We start from the raw sequence: 17,515 nt of genomic DNA on the forward strand, positions 1-17,515 counted from the left end.
GAAATTTTTTCGAATAGACCTTTAGGACTAGAAATGAAACTAAAAATAAACTCATTAAAGCGAGCCTTTGCAATCAGCTTAGGTTTGCTTACTTGTTCTGTCGCAACGGCTGAGCACGTAGGTAAAGTCATTACTGCTGAAAACCTTGCTACATTGCAAGCTGTAAGCCAAGCAAAAGTAAGCCCAAGCGGTGAGTACATTGCTTACACTCGCTCCGTTCCTCGTGAAATCTATGTTGAAAAAGATGGTAAAAACTGGGGTGAGCTTTATCTGGTCAATGATAAAGGCGTAGAACGTCCTTTTATTACCGGTGAAGTAAATATTAAAAATATTCAATGGTCAGCTGACGGCTCACTTATCTATTTCTTAGCAAAAATGAATGAAGATAAATTTACCTCGCTTTATCAAATTCCAGTAAACGGTGGTCAAGCTCAAAAAACTATCGTGTTAAAAGACACGAATGTTAGTCACTACGCACTGAGCAGTGATAACAAAAAAATCGCTATTTTAGCTAAAAAGGCAAAAGACGAGTCCATTAAAAAATTAAAAGATTTAGGTTTCAAAGCTGAAGTATTCGAAGAAGAGCTTACAAATCAGCTTTTATATGTAACGGATCTGACGCAATCTGATAAAGCAATTACTCCTGAAGCATGGGATATCAAAGGATATGTTTCTGATGTCCATTTTTCACCAACGGGGAAAGACTTATTAATAAAGACGCAACCGACGGCGCTTATTGATGACAAATACATGAAGTCACAATGGCACATTGTCGATATCGCAAAAAAAGCAGTGAAAACGTCTTTTGCTACTGAAGGTAAATTAGGCGCTGCGGAATTTTCATACGATGGCCAATATGTTGCCTTACACGGCGCACAAGACAAACATGATCCCGCAAATGGTCGTTTATTTATTGCCAATGTAGACTCAGGCAAAATAAAAAACTGGTTACCAAACTTTAAAGGTCACGTCAGTGATTTTGAATGGTCTAATAAGCGTAATGAATTATTCTTTATCGCAAATATTGGCACACAATCAGTAGTTGCCAAAATTAAACCAGGTGCTAACAAATACAAAACAGTGGTCAATGCAGGTAAATTTATTGCCAGTAATTTAAGTATTTCCAATTCAGACAAAACTGTTGTGGTAAAAGGTCATACCGCCCAACATCCAAATGAAATATTTATGTTACGTGGCAAAAAACAAACACGCTTAACTGACTCGAATACTTGGTTAAATGATGTTGCTTTAGCTAAACAAGAAAGTTTAATAATTAAAGCGCGTGACGGTATTGAGATTGGTGGCGTTTTAGTCTACCCACTTGATTACAAAAAGGGTCAACGTTACCCATTAATCATGTCAGTACATGGCGGCCCAGAAAGCCACGATAAAGATGGTTGGATGACAGCATATTCTCGTCCTGGCCAATTAGCGGCAGCACAAGGTTACGCGGTATTTTATCCCAACTACCGAGGTAGCACAGGTAAAGGCGTAGACTACTCTAAATTAGGTCAAAATGATTATGCAGGCAAAGAGTTTGATGATTTAGTCGATCTTAAAAACCATTTAGTTAACATTGGTTTAGTCAATGAGAAAAAAGTTGGTATTACCGGTGGCTCATACGGTGGTTATGCTTCAGCCTGGGGTGCAACTAAATTAACTAAGCATTTTGCTGCAAGCGTTATGTTTGTTGGTATTTCTAACCAATTATCAAAATTTGGTACAACAGATATTTCTAACGAAATGAACTTAGTTCATGCTCGTTCATACCCGTGGGATAAATGGCAATGGTACTTAGAGCGCAGCCCTATTTATTGGGTAGAGCAATCTGAAACGCCTCTACTGATTATGCACGGAAAAGCCGATCCTCGCGTACATCCTGCACAATCTATGGAAATGTACCGCTATATGAAAGTTCGCGGCAAAACGGTGCGTTTAGTATATTACCCAGGCGAAGGCCACGGCAATAAACGTGCGGCGGCAAAATATGATTACAGCTTACGTTTAATGCGTTGGATGGATAACTACCTAAAACATGATAACAAGCCTATGCCTGCTCATGACCTACCGCATTCTGCTAACTTAAACGCGCAGAAAGAAGCTGAAAACAAATAGTCAGCTGTCACTTAAGTGACTCTTTACTTATAAAAGGCCAGCTTAGCTGGCCTTTTTATTATCTACCATTAACGGCTTTGAATCATTTAGTGAGTATTTTAAACATCTCAGCAGCTATATATTAGCAGTTAGCTATCAGCTGTAATTGTTTTGCTTTTGTAACAAAGATGTCCTAAATCAAATCATTAAAAAATATCTTAAATAAAACCACAACAGCTATTGCAAACAACAATCATTATCATTAGACTTCGCACCATTATTAATATCTAGTTTTTTATTCTAGTAACCATTAAGGTTTGAGTCATTTATGAAGTTTTCTCCACTATTCTTAGCCGTGAGTGCGGTACTTTCATCCACAGCAGTTTTTGCCGACACAGCTGACAGTGCAACTGACAGCTCATCAAATAAACAGGCCATGGAAGTCATTGAAGTGAAAGGTACTTATTTCCATGGTTATAAAGTTGATGAAGCCCATGGTGCTATGCGTGCAGACATTTCATTATTAGAAACCGCGCAATCGGTCACCGTTATTCCTGACACTGTGATCAATGAGCAGTTAGCGACAACCTTAGGCGAAGTATTGGGTAATGATGCCAGCTTAACTGCTGGTTCAAAACAACGTAACCGTGAAGTATTTAACTTACGTGGCTTTGAATTAAGCTCTTCAAACGGCTATTTACGAGATGGTCACCAGCACTGGTCTCATTATCAGCAACCCATTGAAACACTAGAAAGCATAGAAGTCATCAAAGGTCCTTCAAGCATATTATACGGGCAATCAGGCCCTGGTGGTTTGGTTAATATGGTGACAAAAAAACCAACGGCAAATAGCATTTTTAATATTGGCATCGATTTTGACCAAGAAGGCTCTTCTCGTTACACATTAGATGCGGGTGGTGCAATCACGGAAGATGAATCATTGCGTTATCGTGCAAACTTAGTAAAGCAAGACGTCACTTACCAACGTGAATACCAAAATGGTGAACAAAGAGAGCGCGAACGCTTTCTGGGCGCGCTAGTGGTTGATTATGATGTCAATGACGATTTACTTATAAGCGTGCATTACGATCGAACCAATGACAAAGCGGGTTTAGATACTGGTGCATGGCTTGATGATAATGGCAATGTCATTGGTGATGACAAAACAATTCGTGACATGTCTTGGGCGTTTACCGATATTACAGTAGAAAACTATGGTATTGATGTAGATTACATTTTAAATGATGCATGGCAAGTCAGTATTGGTTATAACGAGCAAACATTCGAGCGTCAACGTTTTGAATCTGCACCAAAAAAACCGAGTGATTTTGTCGAAGGAGATAGCTATACCTCAAACCCTTACGATCGTCATGATGATTGGCAATTTACTACCGCATTTATTGATTTTACCGGCGAATTTGAACTAGCTGGCGTAGACCACAATTTACTGATTGGTGCTAACTACCTTGATTATTATTATGGTCAACTTAGAACTAAAAATAAGTCTGATTCATTCGAATACTCTGCTGGTCAAGTTGAACCTTCTCGCCCTGACATCAGCTATGCAACGGATGACAGTTTATATACCAGCGAATATGATTATTATGGCATTTATATCCAAGATTTAATCACCATAAACCAAGAGTGGCAAGTGATGATTGGTGGTCGTTACGATAAGCAAAGTAAAACTGGTGCTGACAATGAGTCGGTACTACCTAAAACCGGATTACTTTACCACCCAAGTGATAATGCCACTTTTTATGCAAGCTATAGCGAAGGTTTTGAACCTCAAAGCAGTGAAACCATTAATGACGAGGACGATTTAAACTACGGTATGGAAATCGATGCTAAGACATCGAAGCAATATGAAATCGGTGCCAAATGGCAGCTACTTGATGACCGTTTACTACTCACGTCAGCAATCTTCGACATCACAAAATCAGGTGTGTTAGTCACTGAGTATTATGATGATGATAGTTATAGAACCTCTCAAGTCGGAGAGCAACGTCACAAGGGTTTTGAAATGGCAGCACAAGGTGCTGTAACCGATAAACTTTTTGTCATGACATCAGTGATGAACCTAGATGCTGTCTATGAAAATGATGAAGAATACACAGGTAAAACACCTGTGGATGCACCAGAATGGTCAGCTTCTATCTGGTCTCGTTATGAAATCACCGAAAATTTTGCCATCAATGCAGGGGCTTTTTATGAAGGCGAACGCTTTGCAGATCAAGACAATACCATAGTAAAAGATGCCTACACCCGTATCGATGTTGGGGCAACGTATAAAATTGCTTTGCAAAATACCGATATTAACTTACGCTTTAACGTGCAAAACTTATTTGATACCGATTATCTTGCTGGTGGTGGTGTATCTAACGTGACTGTTGGAGATGGTCGAAGCTTCCGTGTTGCTATGCAGCTTGCTTTTTAATTAGCTAAAAACCTTATTTAGGACGGGTCACACCAATTAAAAAAGCCTAGAGTATTTCTCTAGGCTTTTTTATTTCTGATACTTTTCCGAGCACTTATACCATTACCCGCACCTACTTTTGAGTAGCCACTAATTTAGCGTTAATAATATTAAACTGCCACTGATTGGCTTTTTGCTTTTCTGCGACCGCCAGTGCCTTTTGATAATACTTATGTGCCATGCCTTTATCTTCTAATCGCTCATAAGTACTCGCAATCGCTTTTAGATGATCAATTGATTGTGAAAATTCTTTTTCTACCTTTAATAATAGAGGTAGTGATGCTTTGGGGGAGTCAAAATGCGCAACATACTTAGCTTGCATGGTAATCAAGGCTTGTTTAGAGGCGGGTAATTTCTTGATAGTCTCTGTAATAAACGTAGGTAATAAGGCTACGTTTTTATTACGATAATGGCGTCGAAATAATTCTTGTACACTGGTAGATGGCATAGGTTGACTAAAACCATTTTCGCTCATCACTTTTTGATAATGCGCTACTATCGATTCTGGCGATTTAAAAGTAGATAATTTATTTTCAACAATATACCAAGGCTTATAAATTGATTTTAAGCTATCTCGTAAAGCAATAATACCTACAGAGTTATGATTTTCATCAGGATAATGTGTAAATTGCCAATCAATGGTATTGGGTTGGGTTAGATCTAAGGTATTAATAAGATCATATTGTCCCATACGTGTTTCATCCGCGAGTGATAAATATAATGCCACGGGTTTGTGTTGCGCCTTGGTCAGTTTTTCTTTCGCTTTAGCTACAATACCTTGATCGGCAACCCAAACTGATGGGCTAATTGCGACATAATTATTAAAAGCAGACGGCTGCTCGAGCAACATATTTAACACAAATAACCCTCCCATGGAGTGCCCAACTAGGGTCGAGTTTTCTGCAGTACGGAAGTTGTTTTCAATATAGGGCTTTACTTCTGTCGTAATAAAGCGGATAAATTCAGCAGCTTTGCCCTTACTTGGTTTCGCTTTTGAATCAAAGACGCTGGGCGTCATATATTCATGATATTGACTCGTCCCCTTATCAGCAATACCCACTAAAATAACATCAGGAATTAATTGTCCTTTATTGGCCAGTAAATCCAACATGCCTGATACACCATGAAAATTATAATCTCCGTCAATCAAATAAATCACAGGGTAAGTACTAGTGCTGTTCGCATCATAATTTTCAGGTAGTAAAACTTGCAGCTCACGTTCTGTTGACAGTACTTTCGAGTCAATAGAAACTCTATTACCTAAGCTAAATGGACCAGCGGTGACTTCAGCAGTATATCCACATAAAAACAAGACAAACAAAATAACGCATTTTTTCATAACCCTTCCTTAGACTTCCTTAATGAACTTTTCTCTTATCGCTAGATTAACACGCCAATGATCCCGATGAGTTTTTTTATGATTCCTATATTACTCAACAACTTAAAACTGTAAACAATAACTGACAACAACATAATAATCATCATTAAGTCTACCATTGCAACACTAAAGTCTAATAGCTGAATCATTGTTTTTAGTGCTGTAATGTTAAACTTAGCGGCTGATTACTAGCGAATTTTCAAGGATTTATTATTAAATCAGGAATAGCCGAAACTAGAGATTATTTAATCATATTTTACAGTGCCTTATGCACTAAACTGTTAATGAGAATACCATGAATAAGAAGTTACTCTCTATTGTCATTTTACTATCAACCTTAATAACGCTACTAGCTCACTTAAGCCAACTCTATTTAGATTCAATACTACTTTCTACGTTTTCTATCTTCATCATCATAGGTAGTTCTTTATTACTGTTCTACCGCTTTATTCACAAACAAACTTTGCAAGCTGCAGCTCTTTCTACTGACAGTGGGAATAACCATAGTAGTGATGAACTTGGGGTGATTGGCGGTGAAATAAACAGTAAAGCCAGCGAGCTTGCAATTAACTCAGCCGAAATAAGCTTTTTCTTAGGGCAACTAAGTAGCGCGATTGAACAATCAAGTGAAGATGTTGATCGATTAGCAACCGCAGCAGAAGAAATGTCTGCCAACTCAAAACAGATTAACGACAACGCGACACTCGCTTCACAGCAAGCAAGTCATGCCATGTCCGCCAGTAATGCAAGCTCAGCACAATTAAGTGACAACATTGATATTGTCCATCAACTAAATGTTTCCGTAAATAGTGCTTCTGAAAAAATACGTTCTCTCGAACAAAAAACATTAGCTATTCAAAGCATTACTGATGTAATTGATGGCATTTCAGCGCAAACAAATTTATTAGCATTAAATGCAGCAATTGAAGCTGCGCGAGCTGGAGAACAGGGCCGAGGTTTTGCCGTGGTTGCCGATGAAGTTAGAGCGTTAGCAGGTAAAACTGCTGATGCAACGGCACAAATAGGGGAAATGCTCAAACAAACAAGTGATGAAACTAGTGCAACAACCCTAGCAATGTCTCAGATTGTTATGCAAACTGACAGCGTTGTAACCACGATGACTGAGTTATCAAAAGGCTTTGCTGAAATTGATCTGTTGCTAACTGACTCTTCTGCAGCAAGCGATCAAATAAGTCATGCGTTAACTGAGCAGGACTTCGCAGCAGCCGAAATATCATCATCTATAGTGCGTTTACATGATTTCTTATTGAGCAAAAGTAGTGAGACACAAGCGGCTTCAATTCAAGCACAAACATTATCCAATAGTACCGAATCAATCTTTGTTCATATCTCTTCTTTTGAAAGTAGCTCCCTCATTGCCACTATGTGCCAGCAAGCACAACTTTCTGCCAATCAAGTCAGTCAATTGTTTGAGCAAAGTATTGAGAAAGCCTTGATTTCTGAACAAAAACTATTCGACTTTACTTACAAACAACTAGGTAACTGTGAACCCAAAAAATACAGCACCTCTTTTGATAAATTTACTGATCAACACTTACCTCAGATTCAAGAACCCTTGTTAGTTAATTTTCCTGAGATGATATACGCTGGCGCCGTTGATATTAACAGCTATTTCCCAACTCATAATAAGTGCTTCTCAAAGCCACTAACAGGAAACCCCGAAATTGATTTTATCAATAACCGTACCAAACGACTATTTGATGATCCTACAGGAATCCGTTGCGGTAAACACATTGATAAGTTTTTACTACAGACATACAAGCGTGATACGGGTGAAATTATGCACGATGTTTCAGCACCAATAATTGTCAATGGCAAACATTGGGGTGGTTTTAGAATCGGCTTTAAAGCCGGATAAAGATATAAATAGCTAAGAACTTACTTTAAATCGACTAAAGTCTACCCCCTTTTATTAGCAATGTAGACTTAGGTCTAATTCCTTTTGTTCACTTTACGCACTAACTTATTATTCGATAACAAAAATTAACAACCAAGCAAACCGTAATGAAAAAATAAGAGGCACTTAAGACCTCATAATAATAAGTCACACTAAAAACAAATAAAACAAAATGGGAAATACAATGTTTAATAATTCAATATTTAAATTAAAGAAAGTAGTACTCGCAACAAGTTTATTAGCTGTTACTGGTGCCGCTAATGCTGGCTACACAGTAAAATTAGATGACGGTGACACCATTACCTTTGGTGGTTACATCAAAGCAGACGTTCGTTCAATCAGTGGTGATGTGAGCTCGCCAGTAACCAATGATGATTACTGGATTGGTCACGCAGCGGTAGTTGATGATATATCATCAACAAAATTTTCAGCCAATGAAACACGCTTCAATACTAAATATGTTCACGGCGATGTTACTGGATTTATCGAATTAGATTTTTACGGTGGCGGCGGTAACGAAATTGTTTCTAACTCATCTCACCCAAGATTACGCCACGCGTTTATAAAATATAAAAACATATTGGTTGGCCAAACTTGGACAACCTTTATGAATACTAGCGCGATTGCAGAGGCTGCAAACTTTGGTGGTCCATTAAATGCCACTGCGTTTATTAGACAAGGGCAGGTTCGTTATACCAATGGCGGTTTGCAACTTTCTTTAGAGAACCCTCATTCAGATAAAGGTGACAGCAGCCAAGATTCTATTCCTGACTTCATTGCCAAATATAACTTTAAAGGTGATTGGGGTAATGTGTCAGTGTCTGCATTAGCTCGTCAGTTGAACACTGTCGGCGGTAATACAGAGTCAGCCGTTGGTTTTGGTATTGCAGGTCGTATTAAAACCTTTGGTAAAGATGATTTACGCTTTCAAGTGCACGGTGGCAACACAGGTCGCTACGTTGGTGTAGTTGCTGCGAGAGATTTAGTGGGTGAAGAGGCAGAAGAAAGCACATCATACATGGTAGCTTACCGCCATTTTTGGACTGATGATATGCGCTCAACCGTATTTTATGGTAGCACAGAAGCTGATTTAGCCGATACAAAGCGTAATCATGTTGCAGTTAACTTATTTAAAAACTTTACCAAGCAACTCTCTTTTGGTGTAGAAGTAGGCAATTTCGAAATGGATGAAGTCAGCAAAGACTCGAACTACTTACAATTCTCTGCTAAATACGTTTTATAATTTTACTACCCACCCACGACTAAACCCTTTAGTTAGTCGTACAACTTGCGTTAGTTAGCCTCTTTTGGGGTTATTTTATAGGGAAGCATATGCTTCCCTTTTTTTATGCTTAGCCATTAGTTATTCACCTCTCTACTATGAATTCTCACCAAAACCGTAACGCGAAATTTTCAGTATGATAACTTTAATTTCCCTTGTTCGTGAATATTAGCAAAATTGAGCTACACTAAAATTGAACTAGATTAACTAATACAGTGTACTAATTTAAAAGGGATTTTTATGGATTTTTTAAGAAAGTTTACCATACAGAAAAGGCTATCCATGTTAGTGGTATTAATTATTATTGGCCTTACAGTGCTTGATGTTATGAGTTTATCAGGAGAATACAAATCATTAATGGCACAAAAAAAGCACTCAACTAAAGAACTCGTTGATAGTGTTTATGGCATTGTTGAACATCACTATGCGCTACAGCAGAAAGGTGAGCTCAGTGAAAGCAAGGCCAAAGAACAAACCTTAAGCATTCTTGCCAGTTTGCGTTATGACACTAATAACTATTTTTGGGTAAATGACTTTATCCCTAATATGATAATGCACCCAATAAAACCAACACTTAACGGAAAAAATGTCGCTGGTATTAAAGATGCCGATGGTAAAGCATTATTCATCGATATGGTTGATGTTGCTAAAGCTCAGGGTGATGGTTTCGTTTATTACAAATGGGCTAAACCAGGGTTTGACGATCCTATCGATAAAATTGGTTTTGTTAAGGGCTTTTCGCCCTGGCAATGGATTATTGGCTCTGGTACATACCTCGATGATATTGAAGCCACTTTCGCCAAGCAACGTAACATGCTCGTCATTGATAGCCTCATTATCGCATTACTTATTGTTCTGTTAAGTTATGTTATCGGCAATAGTATCTTAAAGCCTACTCGATCAGCCGCAGAATTGATGAAAGATATTGCACAGGGAGATGGTGATCTCACTAATTCATTAGACGATACAGGCCATGATGAGATTTCTCGATTATCTAACTATTTTAATCATTTTACCGGTAAAATGCGTGAATCATTGCAGGATGTATCTAACAATACCGCACAAGTTTTAGATCATGCACTTGCTGTTTCTGGTGCTAGCGATAGCGCCCAAGCCCTTATTCAAAGTCAAAATGATATTACAACGCAAGTCGCAACGGCTATGGAAGAAATGACATCGCAAATAAAGGAAGTGAGTGATAATGCTAGCTCAGCTGAGCAAGCAGCAAACGATGCGCGAAATAATACCACTGACGGTAAAAAAATTATCTCGAGCACTATTACGCAGATGCAATCACTGTCGACTAATATCGATGAGGTTAGTCATGTTGTTGAAAGCCTTGCATCAGAAAGTGACAATATCGGCTCAGTGCTCGATGTGATCCGAGGCATTGCTGAACAGACTAATTTGTTGGCACTCAATGCAGCTATTGAAGCGGCTCGTGCTGGTGAGCAAGGCCGTGGGTTTGCCGTAGTCGCAGATGAAGTGCGTACCTTAGCTAACCGTACCGAACAAAGTACTAATGAAATTCAGCAGATGATACAAAAGTTACAAGCAGGTGCTCAAGCTGCGGTTTCTGCAGTGAAGGTGAGCCAAGATATTTCAGTGCAAACAGTGACTCAAACAACAAGAGCAGATAATTCCCTTACCGAAATAGACAGATTGATGGAAGTTATTTCAGATATGAATACTCAAATTGCTAGAGCAACCGAGCAACAGAGCGAAGCTGCGGATGAGGTGAATTTACGCATTAATGAGCTAGCAGGAATGACCGATGAGTCTCTAGCCACCACTCAACAGCTTAGTGAAACTAGCCAACAATTAAAAACGAGCAGTAACAATATGTCTGAAGTAGTCGGTCGATTTAAAATTGCATAACAAATTACAGTCAATAACATGCAAGCAAAAAAAAACCAGTAATACTTGCTAGAAAGAAAGTGTTACTGGTAAACCATCAAAAAATTTTAAAATCGAAATAAAAATGTAGAGCCACAAAGTGGCACTTAGTGGTTATGTGTCCTGGAACATAACCACTAAGTTCCGTGCTTTGCACGTTACCTATTTAGTGAGAGAGCATTCACTGCCTAAGCAACGAAACAAATGATAATCATTCTCATTTAAATAGTCAATACTCTTTTCAACTTTTTTTAATGTTAAAAATATAGAACCAAATTGATACAACAGGCATAAAAAAGCCAGTGACACTCACCATCAAGAAAGTGTTACTGGCTAAACCATCAAAAATTTAATGTCGAATAAACTCCGAAGAATCCCAAAGTGGTCACTTAGTGGTTATGTGTCCTGGAGCATAACCACTAAGTTCCGTACTTTGCACATTGCCTATTTAGTGAGAGAGCATTCACTGCCTAGGTAACGAAACAAATGATAATAATTCTCATTAAGATAGTCAACATTATTTTAACAAATTATTTAAAATAGTTGTTTTTTATTTTTTCAGCTTAGCAAAAGCATCGGCGAAAGCGTTGCCCATAGCGGCGTTATCCACTTTTTTACTTTTCGACTTATTATGCCTTACCTGTGCTTTCTCCTGATTATTTCTATTATTTTCATAACTCTTTGTTTTATTGTTACTTTGCTTGCCATCACTTTTAGCAGAGGTAACTCTGCTAGTTTGACCATTAATCGCTTCATCTAGACGCATAGTTAAACTAATACGTTTTCGAGCTACATCTACTTCAACTACCTTCACCTTAACAACCTCGCCAGCCTTGACAATTTCACGTGGGTCACTGATAAACTTATCGGTAATTGAAGAGATATGCACCAATCCATCTTGATGTACGCCAATATCAACAAAGGCCCCAAAGTTAGCCACGTTAGAAACCACGCCCTCAAGTATCATACCAGGGGTTAAATCTTCCATGGTATTTACACCCTCAGCAAAACGTGCGGTTTTAAAGGCCGGTCTTGGATCTCTACTTGGTTTAGCTAACTCTTTAATGATGTCTTTAACGGTCATTTCACCGGTATCACTATCAGTTAACTGAGTAATATCGAGTGATTGTAATTGCTCATAGTTATTAAGTACTTTATTAACATCCAATTTTAATAGGCTAAGGATCTTCTCCACCACAGGGTAACTTTCAGGATGAAGCGCTGATTGATCTAACGGATTTTCACCGTCCGTTATCCGTAAAAAACCTGCAGCCTGTTCAAACGCTTTTGGTCCTAAACGTGCAACTTTTTTCAATTGTTTTCTATTGGTAAAACGACCTTGGCAATCGCGATAAGCAACAATGTTACCAGCCATTGTTTTATTTAGCCCAGACACCCGAGTTAATAACGCTGCTGAAGCACTGTTCAGATCTACGCCAACGGCATTTACACAATCTTCAACGACATCATCAAGGGTTTTACTAAGCTGACTCTGGCTAACATCATGTTGATACTGACCAACCCCGATTGCTTTAGGGTCTATTTTTACTAGCTCAGCCAATGGGTCTTGTAGACGTCGGGCAATAGAAACAGCACCACGCAAAGATACATCTAAATCAGGAAACTCACTGGCAGCAAATTCAGACGCAGAATAAACAGAGGCTCCAGCCTCACTAACCACCATTTTAGTTAGCTGTAGTTTGCTTTCATCCGCTTTAAACGTTTGGATTACCTCAGCAACTAATTTGTCGCTTTCTCTTGAACCGGTACCATTACCAATGGCCACTAACTCAACTTTATGCTGTCGACAAATATTCACCAGAGTACGAAGTGATTTATCCCAATGGTTTTGAGGCACGTGCGGAAATATAGTAGCTGTATGTAAGAGTTTACCTGTGCCATCGACAATGGCAATTTTACAGCCAGTTCTTAAGCCAGGATCTAAACCTAAAGTTACTTTCGGTCCCGCAGGTGCTGCCATTAACACATCGGTCAGGTTAGTTGAAAATACATCTATTGCTTGTGTTTCTGCCTGCTCACGTAAACTCGTGATCAATTCAGTTGTTAAACTGATATTTAATTTAGCTTTCCATGTTAGCTGCACAGTTTTCGTTAAAAAATCCGCTGCGGGTTGTTTACTACCTGCTGACAAACATTTAAGGGTTAAGTGTTCGATAATAATTTGTTCTGCACTATTAAACGCTGCAGGAATTTTTCCTGGATCAACATCAATATTAAGCTGTAAGAAACCTTCATTTCTACCACGTAACATGGCTAACATACGATGAGATGGGACTGTTCTAAGCTTTTCACTATGCTCAAAGTAATCGCGAAACTTGGCTCCCGATCTTTCTTGGCCTTTCACAAGTTTACTGACCAAATGTGCCTGTTTTAATAAATGACTACGTAGTTTTGCCAGTAAATTAGCATCTTCACTAAATCGCTCAGCTAAAATATAACTCGCGCCCTCTAACACAGCTTTTACATCAGCAAAGCCAGCCTTTTCATTAATAAAATCATTAGCTTCGGTTGTTGGAGATAGTTGCCAATTATTAAAAAGCTTATTTGCTAAAGGTGTTATACCGGCTTCACTGGCTATTTTACCCTTAGTACGACGCTTTGGCTTGTAGGGTAAATATAAATCTTCTAAGCGAGTTTTGTTATCCGCTTGTTTAATATGCTTCTCTAATTCAGCACTGAGCTTATCTTGTTGTTTAATGCTCACTAGAATGACCTGTCGACGGTCTTCTAGCTCACGTAAATAACTTAAACGCTGCGCTAAATGACGAAGATGGTTATCATCTAATCCTTGCGTTGCTTCTTTACGGTAACGGGCAATAAATGGCACAGTTGCACCATCATCGAGTAAGGTAATAGCGGCATTAATTTGTGCCGCGTTAACATTGAGTTCTTGAGCTATTTGCTCGGCAATAGTTAACATTAAAAGACAGTTCCAGCAGGATAATATGTTGGCCCGCATAATAACAGAAAACTGTTGAGACGAAAATTATACTGCTAAACGTTAGTTATCCCAATACTTAGGCTATTTTCGATTTTTTTAACAAAGCGCGACTTTATTATGTAAAATAGCACGATGAAAAGATCAAATTATATAACCCGCACAGGCTGGGATCGTTTAGATAAGGAGCTTAAGTTTCTTTGGAAAGACGAACGCCCCAAAATTACTCGCTCAGTCAGTGAAGCAGCAGCACAAGGCGATCGCAGTGAAAATGCTGAGTATATTTATGGTAAGCGCCGTTTGCGTGAAATAGATCGTCGAGTTCGCTTTTTAATGAAGCGTACCGAAGATTTAACCATAGTATACCCAGATCCTCAGCAGGAAGGACGAGTCTTTTTTGGTGCTTGGGTGACGTTAATTGACGAAAATGATATTGAACTAGTTTATCGTTTAGTTGGGCCAGATGAATGGGACGTCAAACGAGGAGAAATTAGTATCGACTCACCTATGGCTCGTGCTTTATTAGGTAAAGCCGTTGATGATGAGGTCGTTGTATATACCCCTGAAGGTGAGCGCATTTTTGATATTGTAAACATTAGCTACAAGTTAGAAAAATAAGGCTTATAAACTGCGTTATTGATTTTGATATTGACGCTGAATAAATGCAGCTTTTTAGAGGATGTAGGAGATTTTCTCCTGAATAACCATAACCGACAATCAATGCCTTGCCTATAAATCTTTAAATCCTCGCTAAGCGATCACTTTCTTATACGGATTGGTATTAGTAATCAAATTGTACGCCTAAGCGAATATTTACACCACGTAGCATCTTACTACCATCTAACGTGACGGTATCGAGTGTCGTTGCCACATCAAGGTTAATAAATTTCATCACAGTTACCCCAGCATTCAGGTAGCTTAATTTTGACCCAGCCAAATTACGGCTAAAACCTAAACGGGCACTCGGTAGCCACCAGCTATCTGCTGCATATCCACCGGTCAACGTGAACCACTGGTATTCATCATACATAGGATCTTCAACGGGGTTAGCATCTAATTCAACATTTAAGCTCCAATGACGTTGATCGGTAAAAATACCGGCTTCAAGCTTTAATTGTCGTTCCATAGTATAAGCACTGTGTTGATTAAGTTGCTTCAATATCTTTAATGAAGTAAATTTTTCTCTATCAAAGTCAGGAAACTCATACGAATGTTCAAAGATATTGCTTAGAGAAACCCCTAACTGATAATGATCTGCAGCCCATACGAGACCCAAATCAACATCAAAGCCATTTTCATAGATAAAATCAGCATTTTTGATATCATCAAATAAACCTTCTGTATCAGTTACTTGCCCAATACGCGTGCTTACATTAGTTAAGCCAACTCGATAAAAAGTAGGCTTTATACCCCAATATAAATCGCCAGCATCGTTTTGAATAGCAAGGCGACTGTAAGAAAAAGAAAACTGCGCTATTTTAGTTGCTTTAACCAGTAACAGGCTGTCATTGTCGATAGACATTTTTACTTTATTATTTGAAGGGTCATAAAATAAACTGATGCCACCGGATAAATCAAGTTCCTGAATTGGATCATTTTCATCAAAGTCAGGTATTGTTTTTAATTGCGCTTTTGCTAGATCGGAATCAAAGATAATTTCTTCAAAAATACCAACGGCTTTTGAATTCCCTTTATATGCCATACCAAAGAGTAAAGTGCCACCGAAAAAGTCTTCATTTAAAACAAAACTGGCTTCACTGGTAAGTTCTGCTTTACCGTAACCTTCCGCTGCGATTAAGGCTAATAAACCGGCAGTAGTAGCAACTTTTGTTTTAGCAATATCAAGGCGGTCTTCTAACTCAGGATACTCAGTAAAGAGGTCTTCCCATTGATAATCTCTTACAGGATTTTCTGGTGTAGGCGGTAATTCATTATCACCTTCACTGGGGGGATTAAACAATAAAGATAATTCATCCATTTTGGCAAATAATTCATCTAAATTGCCATATTCTATCCCGCCACCGAGTTCAATTATTCCCCCTGTCATCACATGAGGATCTTTACGCGCAATAATCAGTGCCGCCGCAGCAGGATTACCAGTATTGGAGAGTGACTTTTGCGAATAATTAAGGCTCGCACTGCGCGGCTGAATATCAGCCCATGCAGAATTATTCACGACTGACAGACTAACAAAAGTAATAAATACAACTAATAAATTATTTTTAAATGATATTTTCAGAGGGTGATTTATTAATGGTTTTAATGAAAAAAGTAGCAAAACACCCTCCCAGAGTAACGGTTAATCATAACAAATTGTATTATAAATAACCTATTTTAGCATACCTAAAACATGTGAACACTGCTGACAAATTGAAATTACAAAGTCATAACAATTTTACACCGTCATTTTTCCACCTTTAAACACACTGAGTTAACTAACCTGAACTCTGGTTATGATATCGTTCAGGTTAACTCGTTTTATTTCACTCGCCGACTTCTAATTGGGATCTGACAAACATCGAGTACTGGTGGTGGCTTTTTATAGAAAAAAGCACCTTCTCGGGCCTTACGTTTCACCAGACGTTCAGCAAACTTTGTTGATTCAGTATTCTCTACTTCAATATGAATTCGATCTGCTTTTGCTACATCACTCATCAATTGCATAGTGACTATTTTAGTATAGTCACGGTGATCTACAGCGTAATCACCTTCAACGGCTTCTGTTCGTTGTATTGCCTGTATATGTTGCATACCGTAAACGACACGGCCAAAAATAGTCATAATACCATCTAAATACCGTGGCGCTTGGCCAATAACAACATAGAAGTGACTCGAAGCAGAGTCCACTTCATTATTTCTAGCCATAGCGACAGTGCCAGGACAATGTGTTAACCAAGCTTTACCAAAATTACTGTCTTTACTGGCTTGGTAGCCAAGCGCAAAACTGTCTTTAAAACCTGTCTGCTCGGCAAATAAATCATTTGCCTGTACTGGGGTGTATGTCCACTTTTTATCTGTCTGCCATTCAGATTCCATCGCCAGTAATGGCACAGAACGGTCTTCCTTACTGCCATCCTTCGGACCCGCTTGCGCGACAAAGCCATCTATCACACGATAGAAACTTGTTTGATCATAAAAGCCTTGTTGGGTTAATTGGCTGAACTGGGCAACGTGCTTTGGAGAAAACTGTGGAGCTAATTCAATGACCACTTTGCCATGGGGCAAGGTCAATAACACTGTATCTTTTAGTGGTAATGCTCGCCAAACAGAATCTGCTGAGTTATCTGCACCACAGGCGTTTATGAAAAATAACGTTGTTAACGTCATGATACTTTTCAGAGAAACAGTCATCGCTGGATTATCTATTTTTAAGGTATGTAAATTAAATGCTATCATAGCTGCCTAAAAAATTTAACTAATACCAACCAGACTAACTAAGTGATCTTTTTAAATGGTCTAAATAGCCGATAACATCGTTGCTTTCAATCTCAATAGCCAGCTATTGCTCATTC

10 protein-coding genes are annotated in these 17,515 nt (G+C 38.6%); 6 read left to right on the forward strand and 4 right to left on the reverse strand.

Annotated elements, in window-relative coordinates; all coding sequences use genetic code 11:
- The first annotated feature begins 33 nt into the window (after window positions 1-33).
- On the forward strand, window positions 34-2,115 hold the full coding sequence (locus ND2E_RS17005; RefSeq protein WP_033092587.1) for a S9 family peptidase: 2,082 nt from the start codon (window positions 34-36) through the stop codon (window positions 2,113-2,115).
- Between the two features lie 307 nt (window positions 2,116-2,422).
- Window positions 2,423-4,531, forward strand: coding sequence for a TonB-dependent siderophore receptor (locus ND2E_RS17000; protein WP_033092588.1), 2,109 nt, complete (start codon window positions 2,423-2,425; stop codon window positions 4,529-4,531).
- Window positions 4,532-4,643: 112 nt separating this feature from the next.
- Here the strand turns inward: ND2E_RS17000 and ND2E_RS16995 are convergent, their stop codons facing one another.
- Entirely contained in the window at window positions 4,644-5,909 is a 1,266-nt protein-coding gene (locus ND2E_RS16995; protein ID WP_033092589.1) for an alpha/beta hydrolase, read from the reverse strand.
- Between the two features lie 334 nt (window positions 5,910-6,243).
- Between ND2E_RS16995 and ND2E_RS16990 the strand changes: the two genes are divergently transcribed.
- The 3 genes from ND2E_RS16990 to ND2E_RS16980 all read left to right on the forward strand — a co-directional run bounded on the left by ND2E_RS16990 (window position 6,244) and on the right by ND2E_RS16980 (window position 11,026).
- On the forward strand, window positions 6,244-7,827 hold the full coding sequence (locus tag ND2E_RS16990; RefSeq protein WP_033092590.1) for a methyl-accepting chemotaxis protein: 1,584 nt from the start codon (window positions 6,244-6,246) through the stop codon (window positions 7,825-7,827).
- Between the two features lie 223 nt (window positions 7,828-8,050).
- Window positions 8,051-9,109, forward strand: coding sequence for a DcaP family trimeric outer membrane transporter (locus ND2E_RS16985; RefSeq protein WP_033092591.1), 1,059 nt, complete (start codon window positions 8,051-8,053; stop codon window positions 9,107-9,109).
- A gap of 279 nt (window positions 9,110-9,388) precedes the next feature.
- Complete coding sequence (locus ND2E_RS16980) at window positions 9,389-11,026, forward strand: methyl-accepting chemotaxis protein (protein WP_033092592.1); 1,638 nt, start codon at window positions 9,389-9,391, stop codon at window positions 11,024-11,026.
- Between the two features lie 568 nt (window positions 11,027-11,594).
- On the opposite strand, the gene ND2E_RS16975 is transcribed toward ND2E_RS16980, so the two are convergent.
- Window positions 11,595-13,985 carry a Tex family protein gene (locus ND2E_RS16975; protein WP_033092593.1) on the reverse strand — a complete coding sequence of 797 codons (2,391 nt, stop codon included), beginning with the start codon at window positions 13,983-13,985 and terminating at the stop codon, window positions 11,595-11,597.
- Window positions 13,986-14,138: 153 nt separating this feature from the next.
- On the opposite strand from ND2E_RS16975, the gene greB reads away from it, so the two are divergent.
- Window positions 14,139-14,621: a transcription elongation factor GreB gene (gene greB, locus ND2E_RS16970; protein WP_033092594.1), complete on the forward strand. Its 483-nt coding sequence runs from the start codon at window positions 14,139-14,141 to the stop codon at window positions 14,619-14,621.
- A 163-nt stretch (window positions 14,622-14,784) separates the two neighbouring features.
- Here the strand turns inward: greB and traF are convergent, their stop codons facing one another.
- Together traF and ND2E_RS16960 are read right to left on the reverse strand one after the other, a co-directional pair.
- A complete protein-coding gene (gene traF, locus ND2E_RS16965) occupies window positions 14,785-16,281 on the reverse strand; it encodes a conjugal transfer protein TraF (RefSeq protein WP_033092595.1) in 1,497 nt (498 codons plus the stop codon).
- 200 nt (window positions 16,282-16,481) lie between these two features.
- Window positions 16,482-17,399: a peptidylprolyl isomerase gene (locus tag ND2E_RS16960; protein WP_033092596.1), complete on the reverse strand. Its 918-nt coding sequence runs from the start codon at window positions 17,397-17,399 to the stop codon at window positions 16,482-16,484.
- Between the last annotated feature and the right edge of the window lie 116 nt (window positions 17,400-17,515).

The organism is Colwellia psychrerythraea (assembly GCF_000764225.1).
Classification (GTDB): Bacteria; Pseudomonadota; Gammaproteobacteria; order Enterobacterales; family Alteromonadaceae; genus Colwellia; species Colwellia psychrerythraea_D.